Below are 15,450 nucleotides of genomic sequence, written 5' to 3' on the forward strand. Positions count from 1 at the left end.
CGTCAGATGGTGCCGAATTGGCGTGATCAGATCAAGTGACTGAAATAACTTTACGGAACTTCTTTTTTCGAGCCTGGGAAATTGTACGGCATTCGTATTTTTGTCGAACGATGATCAATCCAATAGTTGTGATCCCGCGCGAAGTTCACGAAAAGCGGGTGCCGGACTGGACAATGACCTGTTTGTGAATAGCGTGGTCCTAAATTAATGTTAGGAATCAAAGCGTATTTTCAACACTCGTTTCGGGGTGCGACAGAACGGGGTTTTGACATGATTTCACGGCTGCGCGGCGTCGGGCTTGGTTCGCTTGCCGCGGGATGGGGCATTTTCTTTCTGGCAACCGCCGGCCTGGCACAGACCAATGGAGTCGGAGGCGGCGCGGCTGCAAATCTGGCGGAGCTGCCGCCGGATCCGTTGCGCCTCATCATTGCCCGCGATGAGCAGCGGATCGACATCTATCGCGGTACGACGCTGCTGAAATCGTCGCGGATCTCGACGGGAAAGCGCGGCCACGAGACGCCGCTCGGCGTCTACAGCATTCTCGGCAAAAGCCGCCATCATCGTTCGAACATCTACAGCAACGCGCCGATGCCCTACATGCAGCGCATCACCTGGTCGGGGATGGCGCTGCATCAGGGGCATGTGCCGAATTATCCGGCGTCGCATGGCTGCATCCGGCTGCCCAAAGCGTTTGCCGCCGAGCTGTTCAAGATGACCCAGGTGGGGCTCGACGTCATTGTCACCGCGGGCGACACGACGCCGAAGCCGATCGAGCACAACGTCCTGTTCCGCCCGTCGCCGCCGGGTGCGGCGATTGGCTCGCATGACGAAGGCGATGCCGGTCCGGCGAGCGATCCGGCGACGGCGGCGATCGGCCTTGCCGATATGGAATATATGGTCGACCGGATAGAGGCCTATCGCAACCGCTCGACCAAGCCGATCCGCATTCTGATCACCCGGCGCACCGGCCAGCAGCGGATGAAGGATATCCAGCGCATGCTGTTCGAGCTCGGGCACGATCCGGGCGATATCGACGGCTATCTCGGCCGCAATACCGGCGGCGCGATCCAGGCCTTCCAGCGTTCGATCGGCGAACCGGCGACCGGTATGGTCACCGACGAGCTGGTGTCGGCGCTCTACAAGGCGGTCGGGCGCGAGGAAGCGACCGGGCATCTCTATGTGCGCCAGAACCGCAAGGCGCTGTTCGATGCGCCGGTGGCGATCGCCGGGGCCGAGGACGAGCCGCTCGGCACGCACATGTTCTCGCTCGGCCATTTCGACGAAGGCGACACCGGCGCGTGGACCGCGTTGACGGTTGGCGACGATGTAATGCCGACGCCGCGCGCGACGCTCGACCGGCTGTCAATTCCCGCACCGATGCGCGAACGCATTGCCGCGTTGCTGGTGCCGGGATCTTCGCTGATCGTGTCGGATACCGGTCTCGGCCGTGAAACCGGCAAGGGCACCGACTTCATCGTTCAGCCGCGCTGACCGCCGACCGATCTGCCGACCAACATAGCGCTCACAGAAAACCCCGCGGATCGCTCCGCGGGGTTTTGTTTTGGGGCGTTTTTCTGTCGGCTTGATGCGCCTAGCCCTTTGGCTCGATCCCGTTCAGCCGTTCCAGTTCGACGATGAGGGCGGAGTGATCGAGGTCGCCGGCGTTGTCGAGCAGACCCTGGAACAGGTCGCGGGTGACGGCTGACAGCGGCAGCGCATCGAGGTCAAGACGATCGGCGGCGTCGAGTGCGTTGGTCATGTCCTTGAGATGGACGGCGGCGCGACCGCGGGCCTCGAAATCGCGCTCGACCATGCGCTGGCCGTGCAGTTCGAGGACGCGGCTTTCTGCGAAGCCGCCGCGCAGCGCTTCGCGCACCTTCACCGGGTCGGCGCCGCCCTTTTCGGCGAGCATCAGGGCTTCGCCGACGGCGCCGATGGTGACGCCGACGATAATCTGATTGGCGAGCTTGGCGAGCTGGCCGGCGCCATGCGGGCCGACATGAGTGGCCCGGCCCATGACGGCAAAGAGCGGTTCGGCGCGGGCGAATTCCGCCGCCTCGCCGCCGGCCATGATCGCCAGCGTACCGGCCTCTGCGCCGACCGTGCCGCCGGAGACCGGCGCGTCGAGGTGACCGATACCGCGTTCGGCGAGCCGCGTGGCGTGATCCTGCGCCTCAGCTGGGCGGATCGAACTCATGTCGACGACGAGGCTGCCGGGTTTCATGGCGTTTGCCGCACCCTGGTCGAACAGCACTTCGGCAACCGTCGCGCCCTTTTCCAGCATGGTTATGACGATATCGGCCTCGGCAACGGCTTCGGCGGCGGTGTCGGCGATCGTCGCTCCGCGCGCGGCGAGCGGTTCGGCCTTTGCCCGGGTGCGGTTCCAGGCGGTCAGCGGATAGCCGGCGTCGAGGAGACGGGCGGCCTGGCGCGATCCCATCAGGCCGATGCCGAGAAAGGCGAGTGTCGGTTTGCTCGTCATGTTTTCCGTCCCCGTCGTGCCGGCCAGCGGGTTCGCCAGCGGTATTTTTTTCACGTTGCATGTCGCGAGAGGCCCATTTGACCGGTGTGAAAGGGGCCGCGCAAGCGGTTTGGGCGACAAAAATGCTGCTTTTTCGACTGCGGGCGGGATGGTTTTCGACTTTTGACCCGCCGATGATGTGGCGGATTTTACTTGGAGATTTTATCTAAAAAGCCCGAATGGCCGCAAGAAAAAGCGAGAAATCAAGCAAACTATAAATATAAATTGCTTTTGAACTACCTGAAAATTGTAATTTGAATAAAATTTTCGGCAAATTTTTGCGCAGAGTGGGAATAAATTGCCTATGAATACAAGGCTTTAACAGATTATTAGCGAATATTATCAGGATCCCATTAAGATTTGGAGCCCATAATCGGGAGGTTGAAAATCAAACCGGTACACTCCGATGACAGACACCCATGTTGTACGCAGGCATGACACCGACCGCCGCCATTCGCCGTTCGTGCGCGATCAACGGGGCAGTGTCGCCATCATCTTCACGTTCCTCTTGATTCCGGCGATGGCGCTGATCGGTGCCATGCTCGATTTCTCGATGAGTATTCGTGCCCGCTCGCATCTGCAGGCGGCCACCGACGCCGCGGCGCTGGCAACGGCGAAATATATCGCAAGCGGCGAAAGCGAGCCGGAACTGCTCGGGCGCAAATCCTTCGACGCGAACTTTATCGCAGGCGATGGTGTCGGTTCCCCGTCGGTGCAAATCTCGACCAATTCGGCAGAGAAGACGGTGACGGTGACGGCTTCGGCAAGCCTGAGCACACTGGTGCTCGGCATTGTCGGCGTCGAGGAGATCGAAATCGCGGCGCAGTCGGATGCGGCTGTCGGCGGCCGTGCGCTCGAAGTCGCGCTGGTGCTCGACAATACCGGCTCGATGCGCAACGACATGAGCGCCTTGCGTTCCGCGGCCGGCGACCTTGCCGACGATCTGTTCGCGCTGGCGCCGCAGGGCAATCCGGAAATGGTCAAGGTCGCGGTCGTGCCTTATGTCGGCACCGTCAATGTCGGCGACAATTTCCCGACCTCCAATCTGGACACCAATGGCGATTCCAGCGTCCACGGCATCTTCTTCGAGGACTATCCGGTCGCCAAGAAGAGCGACTACAGCTGCCGCTATGCGCACTATTCGCGCATGTTCGAGCCGGAAACGCGCCAGACGCTGCGCACGCTCGCCTATGTGTTCGAGGAGCTCGTCGGCATCCCGTCAGCAGCGGCTGTTGCCGGTGCGCTGCCGGACGACCATACGCTCGACGGCTGCTTCGTGATTACGCCCGCCAAGGTCAACCACATGAATCTGTTCTCGACCTTCAGCCAGACCGACTGGAAGGGCTGTGTCGAGGCGCGGCCGGAACCCTATGACGTCAACGATACGACGCCGATCTTCGGCAATGCGGACACGCTGTTCGTGCCGTTCTTCTGGCCCGACGAGACCGATCGCTTCACCTACTCGATCCGGGCCCGCAATTCCTATATGTCGGATGACGTCTATATCGACGATACCAGCGGCGGCACCTATACCGGCCACAAGTCGAGCATCGAATACCTCTGGCGCAGCGTGCTGAAGTACACCAGCGGCAAGACCTCGACGATCAAGGAACACAACAATGACGGTTCCTCGACGAGCGGCCCGAACAAGGGGTGCCCGGATCCGGTGCAGCCGCTGACCACCAGCAAGACCGCTGTGCAGTCGACGATCTCGAACATGACCTACTGGCCGTCCTCGGGCACGATCATCTCCGAAGGCCTGATGTGGGGCTGGCGGGTACTGTCGCCGGGTGCGCCCTTCACCGAAGGCCGGCCGTATGAGGACAAGGTCTCCAAGGTGCTGGTGCTGATGACGGACGGCAACAACGAGCTGATCAGCAACGACTCCGACGGTCCGACGGTCAGCGACTACAGCGCCTATGGCTACATCAAGGGCGGTCACTTCCCGTCGAATGTGGACACCATCTACGAAGGCAAGAACTACCTCGACGGTCGTCTGAGCCAGGCCTGCAGCAACGCCAAGGCGGCCGGCATCACGATCTACACGGTTGCCTTCGATGTCAGCAGTTCGTCCACCCGCAATCTGCTCAAGGGCTGCGCGACCGCCGACTCGCACTACTTCGACGCCCAGTCGACGTCGGATCTGGCCGCCGCTTTCCAGCAGATCGGGCGGGACATCACCGAGTTGCGGCTGACGAAGTAAGTTTCAGGAGGCCATGCAAGGGGAACGGCCGGTGCGGCGACGCATCCGGCCGTTCTTCTTTATTGGATGTCCTTGCTTCAGCGATTAGCGCTCGGCGAAAGCCAGTTTGGCGCCGAGCGCGACGAAGGCGGCGGCGACCGAGCGGCCGAACCAGCGCATCACGCGGGGCCGCGTAATCACATGATCGCGGACGGCGGCGGCGGCAAAGCCGTAGCCGACGAAGACGACGAAGGTCATCGCCATGAAGACGGCGCCGAGATAGAGCATGTCAGCGATTGGCGAGGCGGCATCGGCGGCGATGAACTGCGGCAGGAAGGCGAGGAAGAACATCGACAGCTTCGGATTGAGGATGTTGATGAGGAAACCGGTGACGGCAATCCGCACGGCCGAGCGGGCCTCGACCTTGTCGTCGATGGCGAGCGGGCCGCCGCCCTTCAATGCGCTCCAGGCCATGTAGAGAAGATAGGCGACGCCGGCAAACTTGACCGCCTGGAAGGCGAGCGCGCTGGCGTGAAGCAGCGCGGCAAGGCCGAAGACGGCGGCGGCGATGTGCGGCAGGATGCCGAGGGTGCAGCCGAAGGCGGCGGCGACGCTGGCCATCGAGCCGCGCGCCAGACCGCAGGCGAGCGTGTAGAGAACGCCGGTGCCGGGTACCAGCACCACAATCATCGCGGTGATCAGAAAATCGTAGCCCATGGGCGCTTCTCCCCTTGCCGGCTGCCGGTCGACTGGCCGCGCGCATCTCGCATTCATGGTAATATGTGTAGTCGACGCAGGGTCGGTTTTCCAAGGTGCCGACGACGAAACGTATCGCCGCACGCGAAGGGGGCGATCATGATGAACTCCGCCACCGTTTTTCTCAGGGCTGTCTTTTTCGGTGTTGCCGTCGGCCTTTCGGCTGTTCCCGCTGTCACTTCATTGGCGTCGGCGCCGGTGCAGCGGACGATTACGGGCTGTGTGATCGATGGCGCGTTTATCAGCCATGACGGTTATCGCATCCGGGTCTATTGGCCGGATCGCACGCCGGTTGATCTCGGCCCCTATGAAGGCAAGACGATCCGCTATGACGGGTCGTTGCTGCCGGGCGATCATTATTTCGTTCGGTCCGAACCGGTAGTGCTCGGGGTCTGCCGAAACCCTCCAACGCCGCTGTATTGAGGTTGCGCGGCTTGGCATGCGCGGCGCCGGTCTGACGGGAGGGCCGTAGTCGTTGATTGGCCGGACCACCGTCTGCTCCTCGTCGCTTCAACCCGGGAGGATGGAGCAGGGCCTGCCGCCCGGTCGCCGTCGCCTCCGTCCCCAGAACCAGGTTGGATCCGTTCGCCCCGCCGTTTGGCCCCGCCCAATCGCGGGTCGCCAATCCGGTCCGGATCAGAAAACACTTCTCTCGCAAACATAACATATGTTATGGTATGTTCGCTGAAGGCGCCTATCGCACGTGATGAGTTGGGTAGCGTGCCGGGAGTGGCGTGCCGGGAGTGCCGGGCGTGGAGCGTGGAGCGTGGAGCGTGGAGCGTGGAGCGTGGAGTTCTGAGTTCTGAGTGCTGAGGCGCGGCGAGGTCGCCGACCTGCTCCGAAGTGACTTTCCCTTGTCCGGGATCGGGAGGTGTCGATGAATAACTGGTTCCTCGCAGCGGCGGCGACGTCGCTCTTCACCTGTCTGACGCACGTCATTCTCGGCGGGCGCGAGGTGGCGGCGCCGTTGCTGCGCTCCGAGCTGCGCGCCATTCCGAAATTCACCTCCTATTACTGCTGGCACATGGTCACGATCACGATTGCCGCGCTCGCGCTCGCCTTCGTGCTTGCCGGGTTGCCGGGTGGCAGCGTGGAGCTTGCCCATTTCGCAACCGCCCTGTCGGTGCTGTTCATGCTGTGGAACCTTGCCATGATCGCGACGCAGCGGTTGCGGTTGTTCCATTTTCCGCAATGGCTGCTGTTCCTGCCGGGATCGGTGCTGGGGACGGTGGGGCTTCTGACATGACCCGCCGTTTCGGTCGCACGGACTGGCTGTCGCTTGGGCTTGCGGCGCTTGCGAAAGAAGGCCCCGAGGCGTTGACCATCGATGCGCTGTGCGCGCGGGCGACAAAGACGCGCGGCTCGTTCTACCACCACTTCGACAGCATGGAGGCCTACCTCGCCGCGCTCGGCGCGTACTGGCGCCGTGAGCACACCGAGGCGATCATTGAAAAAGCGGAAGCCGCGCCGTCGCCGACCGATCAGCGGGAGCATCTGAACACGCTCGCCATGGCGCTCGATCCGGCAACCGAGCAGGGCATCCGGCGGCTTGCCGGGGTGAATGCGCAGGTGGCCGAAATCTGCCGCGCGGTGGACGCCATGCGCACGGGCTACATGGCCGAACTCTACAAGCGTTCCGGCGGGTTCGACGGCGAGACCGCAGAGGCGCTTTCGTGGATCGAGTACGCCGCGTTTGTCGGCTTTCAGGTGATCGGATCGGACGCCGACCGCGGCCGGTTCGAGCGGGCGTATCTGCTCTTTTCAGAACTCGTCGACATCGCCGCCGAGCGCGGCAAGCGGGGCTGAGCGTACAGTGTTCAGCCGCGTTTCGGCAGGGTCCGGCGCAGGGCGATCGGCCGGTTTTCGAGGATCCCCTCCATGGCGAAGAGGCCGGTGACGGTCTCCAGTTCGACGCCGGCGACGAGCCGCTGATAGACCGCATCGTAACCGGCCATGCTGGTCGTCACCACCCGGATCAGATAGTCCCAGTCGCCGCCGATACGATAGAAATCGGTGATCTCGGGGATCGACTCGACGTGCCGGCGGAACTCCTCGAGCCATGTCGTCGAGTGATTGCGGGTGCGCACCAGCACGAAGACGACGAGATCGAGACCGAGCGCCGTGCGATTGATGCGCGCCGACTGGCCTTCGATGATGCCGTCGGCAGCGAGGCGGTTCATGCGCCGCCAGCAGACGTTTTGCGACAAACCCACCCGTTCGGCGACCTGGCGCTGTGACAGCGAGGCGTCCTGTTGCAGCAGGTCGAGGATCTGAAGGTCAATTTGATCCATGATTCCCTAAAATCTCGATCATTTGATAGTTGTATTACTCCAGAATCCTATGAAAAAGACGATGAAATTGCAAAAAATTGGGTGAATGATCATGTGTGAACAGCATTGCGGGAACGCACACCATGTCGAGCGCCATCAACTTTCCGCCCCTGCCGCCCCTCTCGCCTGTACTGGCGAATGCCGGCCGCGTTGCGCTCGGCCATGATCGGGAGGGGTGCTGATGTGCCGGTTCCTCGCCTGGGCGGGAGCGCCCCGTTACCTCGACGATCTGGTGCTGAATCAGGAGCAGTCGCTCGTCGAACAGAGCCGGCATGCGCTTGTCGGTAAGACGCCGATCAAAGCTGACGGGTTCGGTTTGGCCTGGTACAGCGGCCGCACCGATCCCTGCATCTACAAGGACACCCATCCGGCCTGGGCCGATGCCAATCTGAAGCAGCTTGCGCACCACATCAAAGCGGGGGTGTTCCTTGCCCATGTCCGCGCGTCGACCGGAATGGCGATCTCACGCAACAATTGTCATCCGTTCGGGGTTGGTCGCTGGAGCTTCATGCACAACGGACAGGCGGGCGGTCATGAGAGGTTCCGTCAGGCGCTGGACGGCATGATCCCGGCGGACCTGTACGATTGCCGCTACGGCGCCACCGAAAGCGAGGCGATCTTCCTGATAGCGCTCGGCGAGGGGCTGGAGGCCGATCCGATCGGCGCCATGGAGCGGGCCGTGAACCGGGTCGAGGCTCTTGCCCGCGCCAAGGGTGCCGAACCGTTCATGCGTTTTGCCGCGTGCTGGTCCGATGGCCGCCGCCTGTTTGCCGCCCGTCATGCGTCGGATGCCTTTGCGCCGAGCCTGCACTATCAGCGCGGTGACGATGGGGTCGTCATCGCCTCGGAGCCGCTCAACAGCAATGGCGAGTGGGTCGCGGTCGATTGCGGGTGCGCGATCGAAATCACCGACAACACGCTGAGCTGCCACCCCTTCGAGCCGCACAGGGCCGGCCAGCGGGAAATGGCGTTTTCCTGAACGTTCAGTTTCAGCCAATCGGGCTCGCTCGGTGAGCATCTGCCCCAAGAGGAGTTTTGTCATGTCGAGCACCGTTGCCGCCCATTCCGCCCTGCCTGTGACAGCAGAGGAGCGCACGCCTTTCGACGCGTTTTTTGATGGCCTCGTCGAGGGCGACGTTGTCGAGGCGCTCAATCGCGGCCTGATCGGCAAGGGGCTGACCATCGACGGTCCGTTCGGGCCGAAGACAATGGTTTATGCCGACTATGTCGCGTCAGGCCGGGCGCTGCGCCAGATCGAAACCTTCATGCTTGAGGAGGTGCTGCCGTTCTACGCCAACAGCCACACGGAGGCCTCGTTCTGCGGGGCGACGACGACGCGGCTGCGCGAGGCGGCGCGCAAGGTGGTCGGCGATGCCTGCGGCGCGGGGGACGAGCACGCGGTGATCTTCACCGGCTCGGGCGCGACCGCCGGCCTCAACCGGCTGGTGCATCTGTTCGGCATCGACGCGGCGGTGAAGGCGGGCGAGATGCCGGTGGTTCTGGTCGGGCCCTACGAGCACCATTCGAACATCCTGCCGTGGCGCGAAAGCGGTGCGCTCGTCATCGAGATCGGCGAGGCGGCTGAGGGCGGGCCGGACATGGCGGAACTGCGCGAGGCCCTTGAAGCGCATCGCGCCGCGCCGGTGCTGGTCGGCGCCTTTTCCGCCGCTTCCAACGTGACCGGTATCCTCTCCGACATCGATGCGGTGACCGCGCTGTTGAAGGCGTTCGGCGCGCGCGTCGTCTGGGACTATGCCTGCGCGGCGCCCTATGTGCCGATTGCCATGACGGCCGGTGGCGCGGAGATCGACGCGATTGCGCTTTCGGCGCACAAGTTCATCGGTGGGCCCGGCGCCTCGGGCATCCTGATCGTGCGGCGCGATGCGGTATCGGCGATGACGCCGTCCTGGCCGGGCGGCGGCACCGTGCTGTTCGTCTCCTCCGTGTTCCATGACTATCTGGAGAGGATTGAGGATCGCGAGGAGGCCGGCACGCCCAACATCGTCGGCGATATCCGTGCGGCGCTCGTCTTTCTCGTCAAGGCGGCCGTCGGCGAAGCCTTCATCGCCGAGCGCAATCGCCAGCTCGTTGCGCATGCCTTCGACCGCTGGCGCGGCCATCCGCGGATCGAGGTTCTCGGCGGCGAGGAACACGCGCGGTTGCCGGTGTTCTCGTTCCGCGTCCGCGATGGCGAGGGCTATGTCCCGCAGCAGCTTTTCACCCGCATGCTGAGCGATGCCTTCGGCATCCAGACGCGTGGCGGCTGTGTCTGCGCCGGGCCGTATGCGCACCGGTTGCTCGGCATCGATCCCGAGACCTCGCAGCATCTGCGCGAGGAGATTCTGGGTGGCGACGAGACCCACAAGCCGGGCTTCACGCGGCTCAACCTGTCCTATCTGATGGACGACGAAACGGTCGACTTCATCCTCGATAGCGTTGTTGAGCTTGCCGAAAATCTGGACGCGTTCGCCGCGCGCTATGCCGATCGTCCCGAGGTGGCCATCTGCCGGCCGATGTAACCCCAGCCGTTACTGCTGCTCGGGTACGGCGCGCGGCTTGCCGTTGTCGTCGACGGCGACGAAGGTGAAGTTGCCCTCCGTCACCTGTTCGGCGATACCGGTGATGAAGCGTTCCGCCCAGGCCTCGATGCGCAGCGTCATCGAGGTGCGGCCGACCTTCAGAACCTCGGTGTAGATGCACATGACGTCGCCGACCTTGACCGGCGCGATGAAGGTCATGGCCTCGACAGCGATCGTGACGACGCGGCCGCGCGCGCGCTCGACGCCGGCGATGCCGCCCGCCTGGTCCATCTGGCTCAACACCCAGCCGCCGAAAATGTCGCCATTGGCGTTGGTGTCGGCCGGCATGGCGAGCGTGCGGACGGTGAGACGGCCGCGCGGTCCGGCCTTTTCGGGTGTCTTGTCGGTCATGGGCAAATCCTCGACATGCAGGGGCGGTTAAACGGGAATCGGATGGTCGGTTGGGTGGCGGATCTGGCGGATCACGTGATCCCGGCCGGGAATCCCGTTTCCCATGCGCAGGCGCGCTGCGTCAATCGGAAGAGGGCAGGAGGAAATGGTTTGGGGAGGCAAGTCGCGGGCGCAAAGGCATGAAAAAGGGCGGCTTGTGCCGCCCTGAATTCATGTTCATCCCAGATGGGAAAGCCCTGCAGCTCTTTGTCTTTTCGCGTTTTCTTATCCAAAAAGTCTGTCAACTTTTTGGGAAAGCGCTTTAGCTATCCAGGAAGCTGCGGAGCTTGCGCGAGCGTGACGGGTGCTTCAGCTTGCGCAGCGCCTTTGCCTCGATCTGGCGGATGCGTTCGCGGGTCACCGAGAACTGCTGGCCGACTTCTTCCAGCGTGTGGTCGGTGTTCATGCCGATGCCGAAGCGCATGCGCAGTACGCGTTCCTCACGCGGGGTGAGCGAGGCGAGCACGCGGGTCGTCGTTTCGCGCAGGTTCGACTGGATCGCGGCGTCGATCGGCAGGATCGCGTTCTTGTCCTCGATGAAATCGCCGAGATGCGAATCTTCCTCGTCGCCGATCGGCGTTTCGAGCGAGATCGGCTCCTTGGCGATCTTCAGGACCTTGCGGACCTTCTCGAGCGGCATCGCGAGCTTTTCGGCCAGTTCTTCCGGCGTCGGCTCGCGGCCGATCTCGTGCAGCATCTGGCGCGAGGTACGGACGATCTTGTTGATCGTCTCGATCATGTGCACCGGGATGCGGATGGTGCGCGCCTGGTCGGCGATCGAGCGGGTGATCGCCTGACGGATCCACCACGTCGCATAGGTCGAGAACTTGTAGCCGCGGCGGTATTCGAACTTGTCGACGGCCTTCATCAGGCCGATGTTGCCTTCCTGAATGAGGTCGAGGAACTGCAGGCCGCGGTTGGTGTATTTCTTGGCGATCGAAATTACGAGGCGCAGGTTCGCCTCGACCATTTCCTTCTTCGCCTGACGCGCTTCGCGCTCGCCCTTCTGCACCGCGTGGACGATGCGGCGGAACTCGATGATCTCGAGGCCGGTCTCGGAGGCCAGCGTCTGGATCAGCTGGCGCAGATCCTTGATCGTCTCGCGCTCGTGCTGGACGAATTCCTTCCAGCCGCGCGAGCCGAGATTGGCGACCCGGCGCACCCAGTTGGGATCGAGCTCGGAGCCCTGATACTGCTTGAGGAAGTCCTCGCGACCGACGCCGTAGGATTCGGCGAGGCGCAAGAGGCGGCCCTCGAAGCCGATCAGCTTGCGGTTGATGTCGTAGAGCTGGGCGACGAGCGAGTCGATACGGTTCTGGTTGAGCGACAGGCTCTTCACCTCAAGGATGATGTCTTCCTTGAGCTTCTTGTAGCGGCGCTCCTGCGACGGGCTCAGGGTCTTGTTCTGCAGCCGGTTCTCGACCAGCTGGTCCTGCAGCCGGCGCAGCTTCTTGTTGTCTTCGGCGATGGTGTCGAAGATTTCGAGCACTTTCGGCTTCAGCTCGGCTTCCATGGCCGCGAGCGACATGTTCGCTTCGAACTCGTCGTCGTTGTCCTCGCCGTCTTCGCTGTCGCTGTCGCTGCTGCCTTCTTCGTCTTCCTTTGCGGTCTCTTCCTCGTCGATGTCGTCATCGTCGGACGACGAGGTGGCGTCGACCGGGCCCTTGCCGTCGGGATCGGCATAGGTCGCTTCCAGGTCGATGATGTCGCGCAGGAGGATCTTGCCCTCGTTCAGTTCGTCGCGCCAGATGATGATGGCCTGGAAGGTCAGCGGGCTTTCGCACAGGCCGGCGATCATCGCCTCGCGGCCGGCCTCGATGCGCTTGGCGATGGCGATTTCGCCCTCGCGCGACAATAGCTCGACCGAGCCCATCTCGCGCAGATACATGCGCACGGGGTCGTCGGTGCGGTCGGCCGGTTCGCGCGTCGTCGTCTTGGCGACGGCGGTCGTGGTCGTGGATGCTTCGACGAGGTCGCCGCCCTCGGAGCTTTCCTCGTTGTCGTCGTTGTTGGCCTCGGCCTCCTCTTCCTCGATGACGTTGATGCCCATGTCGCTCAACATGGCCATCGTGTCCTCGATCTGCTCGGAGGTCACTTCTTCGGAAGGAAGCACTTCGTTCAGTTCGTCATGGGTGACGTAACCGCGCTTCTTGGCCACCTTGATCATCCGCTTGACAGCGGCATCCGACAGGTCGAGCAGCGGCCCGTCCTGGTTCTCGTTGGTGGTTTCCTGATTTTCTTCGGTTTCCGCCGTCTTGGTCGCCATGGATTTTCCCCGCGCCCGGTCGCTTCGCGCCTTCGCCGGCGCTGCCGTTTCACTCATACCGCCCGATCTCTCCGTCCGCCGTTCAGGCCAATCGGAGTATCAATAGGCCCTGTTCACTTATGTCTCGTTAACCGAAAATACGCGCACCGTCCTGCCGGCGGCCCGCTTGGATTTAAACGCACAGCCGCATCGACGCCGACATCGCCGGCGTTTTCCTCCGGGAGAACAAGTTTTTGCGGCCGGAGATGTTTCGCTGAACCTGCACGGTAGCGCTGAGAGGCCGCTCAAGGCTTTTTATGTAGCTTGTTGATTCGATTCCGCAAGAGCGATTCGCGCGAGTCCTTGGGTGCAAAGGCGATTTCGGACGTGATTCGCATCGAATCATGGCGAATCACGTGGCGACGACGGGATTTGGTCCCTATCCGGCGGCCGGAATCCCGCTCTCGGCGAGGTCGCCGGCGCCGAAGGCTGCGCGAATCGCCCGCGCTTCCTCGGCCAGATCCTGCTCGCGGCGCAGGATTTCCTCGTCGCGGCGGGTGATTTCGCGGCTCAGTTCGAGAATGCGCCGCTCGGTGGTTTCGTCGATCTCGGTTTCGGCAGCCGCGATTTCCTCTTCCAGATCGCGGCGCATGGCGCGGATCTCGAGCCGGTCGAGCAGCAGTTCGAGATAGGCATCGACGAAGGCTTCGGGCGGATGGAAGCGCAGGATCGGTTGCAGCGCCCACATGCCGGCGCGCACGGTTGCCGCGCGCTCACCATCGCCGCCGCCCAGACCGTGCACCGAGCGCAGCATGGCGAAGAAGCCGGGATCGATTTCGTCATAAACGCTGGCGACGTCGCGGTCGCCTGAGCCGACCATGATCCAGTGCAGCTGTTCCTTGAACTGGTCGCAGCGGGTGCTTTCGAAGGGGATTGCGTGCAGCCGCTCGTAATAGCGTTCGAAAAGTTCCGGGTATTCGACGCACAGGCCGAGCACGAGCCGCTCGAAGGTGGTCGCCTCTTCGAAGGAAAAGGCCGGAACCTGTGTCGCGCCCGCCGGTTCGTCGGCCTTGCCGGGCGCGCCTTTTCCGGGGCGATCGGGGCGGCGGGTCTGCTGCCAGAACAGTTCGGACAGGCGCACGCGGATGGCCTGCGCGTAGCGGCGGGAGACGAGGCCGTCGCGGATCGTGCCGATGAGGTCTTCAAAGCGCTTTTCGAGCGCGGCTTTGCGTTCCGGTGTGTCGATCTGGGCGGATGCGGTTTCGCGGTCCCACAGCACTTCCGACAGCGGCCGGGCACCGCGCACTTCGGCGAGAAACGCCTCGCGGCCGCCCGACTGGATCAGATCGTCGGGGTCCTGGCCCTGCGGCAGGAAGGTGAAGTTGAAGGACTGGCCGCTTTTCAGCATCGGCAGGATGCGGTCGACCGCGCGGTGGGCGGCGGCGGTGCCGGCGGTGTCGCCGTCGAAGCAGATCACAGGCTCGGGGGCGAGGCGCCACAGCGCCGTCATCTGGTCTTCGGTGAAGGCGGTGCCGAGTGTCGCGACGACGGCTTCTATGCCGGCCTGATGCACGGCGATGGCATCGAGATATCCCTCGACGACGATGACCGCGCCGGAATCGTAGGCGGCTTTTCGCGCCCGGTGGGCGTTGAACAGCATCGAACCCTTGTGGAACAGGGCGGTCTCCGGCGAGTTCAGGTACTTCGGCTCGCGGTCGGGATCGATGGTGCGCCCGCCGAATGCGACGACGCGGCCGCGCATGTCCTGGATCGGCACGATCAGTCGGTTGCGGAAGCGGTCGTAGCTTGGCCGCCCGTCCTCCGGCTTGATCACGAGGCCGGCCTCGACCAGCGCCTGCTCGTCGACGCCTTGCTGCAACAGATGACGTTTCAGCGTGTCGCGGCCGTCGGGTGCGAAGCCGAAGCGGAATTCGGCCAGCGTCTCGCGGGTCAGCTTGCGGCGGGCTGCGTAGTCGCGCGCCGTTGCTCCCTGCGGTCCGCGCAGGCTTTCCTCGAAGAAGCGGCAGGCCATCTCGACGACGTCGACGAGGCTGTTGCGCTTCTTTTCGCGGCGCTCGGTCTCGGGGTCGCGGGCGGGCAGTTGCAGGCCCGCATCGTGGGCGAGCCGCTCGACGGCTTCGGGAAAGGCCAGCCCCTCGGTTTCGACCAGAAAGCGGAAATGGTCGCCGGATGCGCCGCAGCCGAAGCAGTGGTAGTGGCCGCGGCGGTCGTCGCAGTGGAAGCTCGGCGTCTTTTCCTGGTGGAACGGGCAGCAGGCCCAGTAATCCCCCTTGGCCGGCTGCGACTTGCGCCGGTCCCATGAGACGCGGCGCCCGACGATCTCCGACAGAGGCAGGCGCGCGCGAATGGCGTCGAGGAATTGAGAGGTGAACCGCATGGCGTCGTTATTCCATGGGGCGAGGCAAAAGGCGATACGAAATCCCGCA

At 63.4% G+C, this 15,450-nt stretch carries 13 protein-coding genes; 7 read left to right on the plus strand and 6 right to left on the minus strand.

Going from position 1 to position 15,450, the window contains the following annotated elements; genetic code table 11:
* The first annotated feature begins 207 nt into the window (after nucleotides 1-207).
* Nucleotides 208-1,491, plus strand: a complete 1,284-nt coding sequence (locus C0606_09475) for a hypothetical protein (protein PLX38423.1) — start codon at nucleotides 208-210, stop codon at nucleotides 1,489-1,491.
* Nucleotides 1,492-1,591: 100 nt separating this feature from the next.
* On the opposite strand, the gene C0606_09480 is transcribed toward C0606_09475, so the two are convergent.
* Nucleotides 1,592-2,482 carry a 2-hydroxy-3-oxopropionate reductase gene (locus C0606_09480; GenBank protein PLX38424.1) on the minus strand — a complete coding sequence of 297 codons (891 nt, stop codon included), beginning with the start codon at nucleotides 2,480-2,482 and terminating at the stop codon, nucleotides 1,592-1,594.
* A 445-nt stretch (nucleotides 2,483-2,927) separates the two neighbouring features.
* On the opposite strand from C0606_09480, the gene C0606_09485 reads away from it, so the two are divergent.
* Complete coding sequence (locus tag C0606_09485) at nucleotides 2,928-4,724, plus strand: hypothetical protein (protein PLX38425.1); 1,797 nt, start codon at nucleotides 2,928-2,930, stop codon at nucleotides 4,722-4,724.
* Nucleotides 4,725-4,808: 84 nt separating this feature from the next.
* Here the strand turns inward: C0606_09485 and C0606_09490 are convergent, their stop codons facing one another.
* The gene (locus tag C0606_09490; protein PLX38426.1) at nucleotides 4,809-5,420 is read right to left on the minus strand and encodes a lysine transporter LysE; all 612 of its coding nucleotides are present in this window, start codon (nucleotides 5,418-5,420) and stop codon (nucleotides 4,809-4,811) included.
* Nucleotides 5,421-5,558: 138 nt separating this feature from the next.
* Between C0606_09490 and C0606_09495 the strand changes: the two genes are divergently transcribed.
* The 3 genes from C0606_09495 (at nucleotide 5,559) to C0606_09505 (ending at nucleotide 7,265) form a co-directional block, all read left to right on the plus strand.
* The gene (locus tag C0606_09495; protein PLX38427.1) at nucleotides 5,559-5,882 is read left to right on the plus strand and encodes a hypothetical protein; all 324 of its coding nucleotides are present in this window, start codon (nucleotides 5,559-5,561) and stop codon (nucleotides 5,880-5,882) included.
* Nucleotides 5,883-6,336: 454 nt separating this feature from the next.
* The gene (locus C0606_09500; protein PLX38428.1) at nucleotides 6,337-6,705 is read left to right on the plus strand and encodes a hypothetical protein; all 369 of its coding nucleotides are present in this window, start codon (nucleotides 6,337-6,339) and stop codon (nucleotides 6,703-6,705) included.
* Complete coding sequence (locus C0606_09505) at nucleotides 6,651-7,265, plus strand: TetR family transcriptional regulator (protein ID PLX38429.1); 615 nt, start codon at nucleotides 6,651-6,653, stop codon at nucleotides 7,263-7,265. Before C0606_09500 ends, C0606_09505 begins: the two co-directional genes overlap by 55 nt.
* Before the next feature lie 11 nt (nucleotides 7,266-7,276).
* Here C0606_09505 and C0606_09510 read toward each other — a convergent pair whose 3' ends face one another.
* Nucleotides 7,277-7,750 (minus strand): ArsR family transcriptional regulator, encoded by a 474-nt coding sequence (locus tag C0606_09510; protein PLX38430.1) that lies wholly within the window; start codon nucleotides 7,748-7,750, stop codon nucleotides 7,277-7,279.
* A 220-nt stretch (nucleotides 7,751-7,970) separates the two neighbouring features.
* Here C0606_09510 and C0606_09515 point away from each other — a divergent pair, with 220 nt between their 5' ends.
* Complete coding sequence (locus C0606_09515; GenBank protein PLX38431.1) at nucleotides 7,971-8,768, plus strand: class II glutamine amidotransferase; 798 nt, start codon at nucleotides 7,971-7,973, stop codon at nucleotides 8,766-8,768.
* A gap of 61 nt (nucleotides 8,769-8,829) precedes the next feature.
* Entirely contained in the window at nucleotides 8,830-10,308 is a 1,479-nt protein-coding gene (locus C0606_09520) for an aminotransferase (GenBank protein ID PLX38432.1), read from the plus strand.
* A gap of 9 nt (nucleotides 10,309-10,317) precedes the next feature.
* On the opposite strand, the gene C0606_09525 is transcribed toward C0606_09520, so the two are convergent.
* The 3 genes from C0606_09525 to C0606_09535 all read right to left on the minus strand — a co-directional run bounded on the left by C0606_09525 (nucleotide 10,318) and on the right by C0606_09535 (nucleotide 15,401).
* Nucleotides 10,318-10,719, minus strand: coding sequence for an acyl-CoA thioesterase (locus C0606_09525; protein ID PLX38433.1), 402 nt, complete (start codon nucleotides 10,717-10,719; stop codon nucleotides 10,318-10,320).
* Between the two features lie 301 nt (nucleotides 10,720-11,020).
* Nucleotides 11,021-13,024 carry an RNA polymerase sigma factor RpoD gene (locus C0606_09530; GenBank protein ID PLX38434.1) on the minus strand — a complete coding sequence of 668 codons (2,004 nt, stop codon included), beginning with the start codon at nucleotides 13,022-13,024 and terminating at the stop codon, nucleotides 11,021-11,023.
* A gap of 418 nt (nucleotides 13,025-13,442) precedes the next feature.
* On the minus strand, nucleotides 13,443-15,401 hold the full coding sequence (locus C0606_09535; GenBank protein ID PLX38435.1) for a DNA primase: 1,959 nt from the start codon (nucleotides 15,399-15,401) through the stop codon (nucleotides 13,443-13,445).
* Between the last annotated feature and the right edge of the window lie 49 nt (nucleotides 15,402-15,450).

The sequence above is a fragment of the Hyphomicrobiales bacterium genome (assembly GCA_002869065.1).
Taxonomy (GTDB): Bacteria; Pseudomonadota; Alphaproteobacteria; order Rhizobiales; family Rhodobiaceae; genus Rhodobium.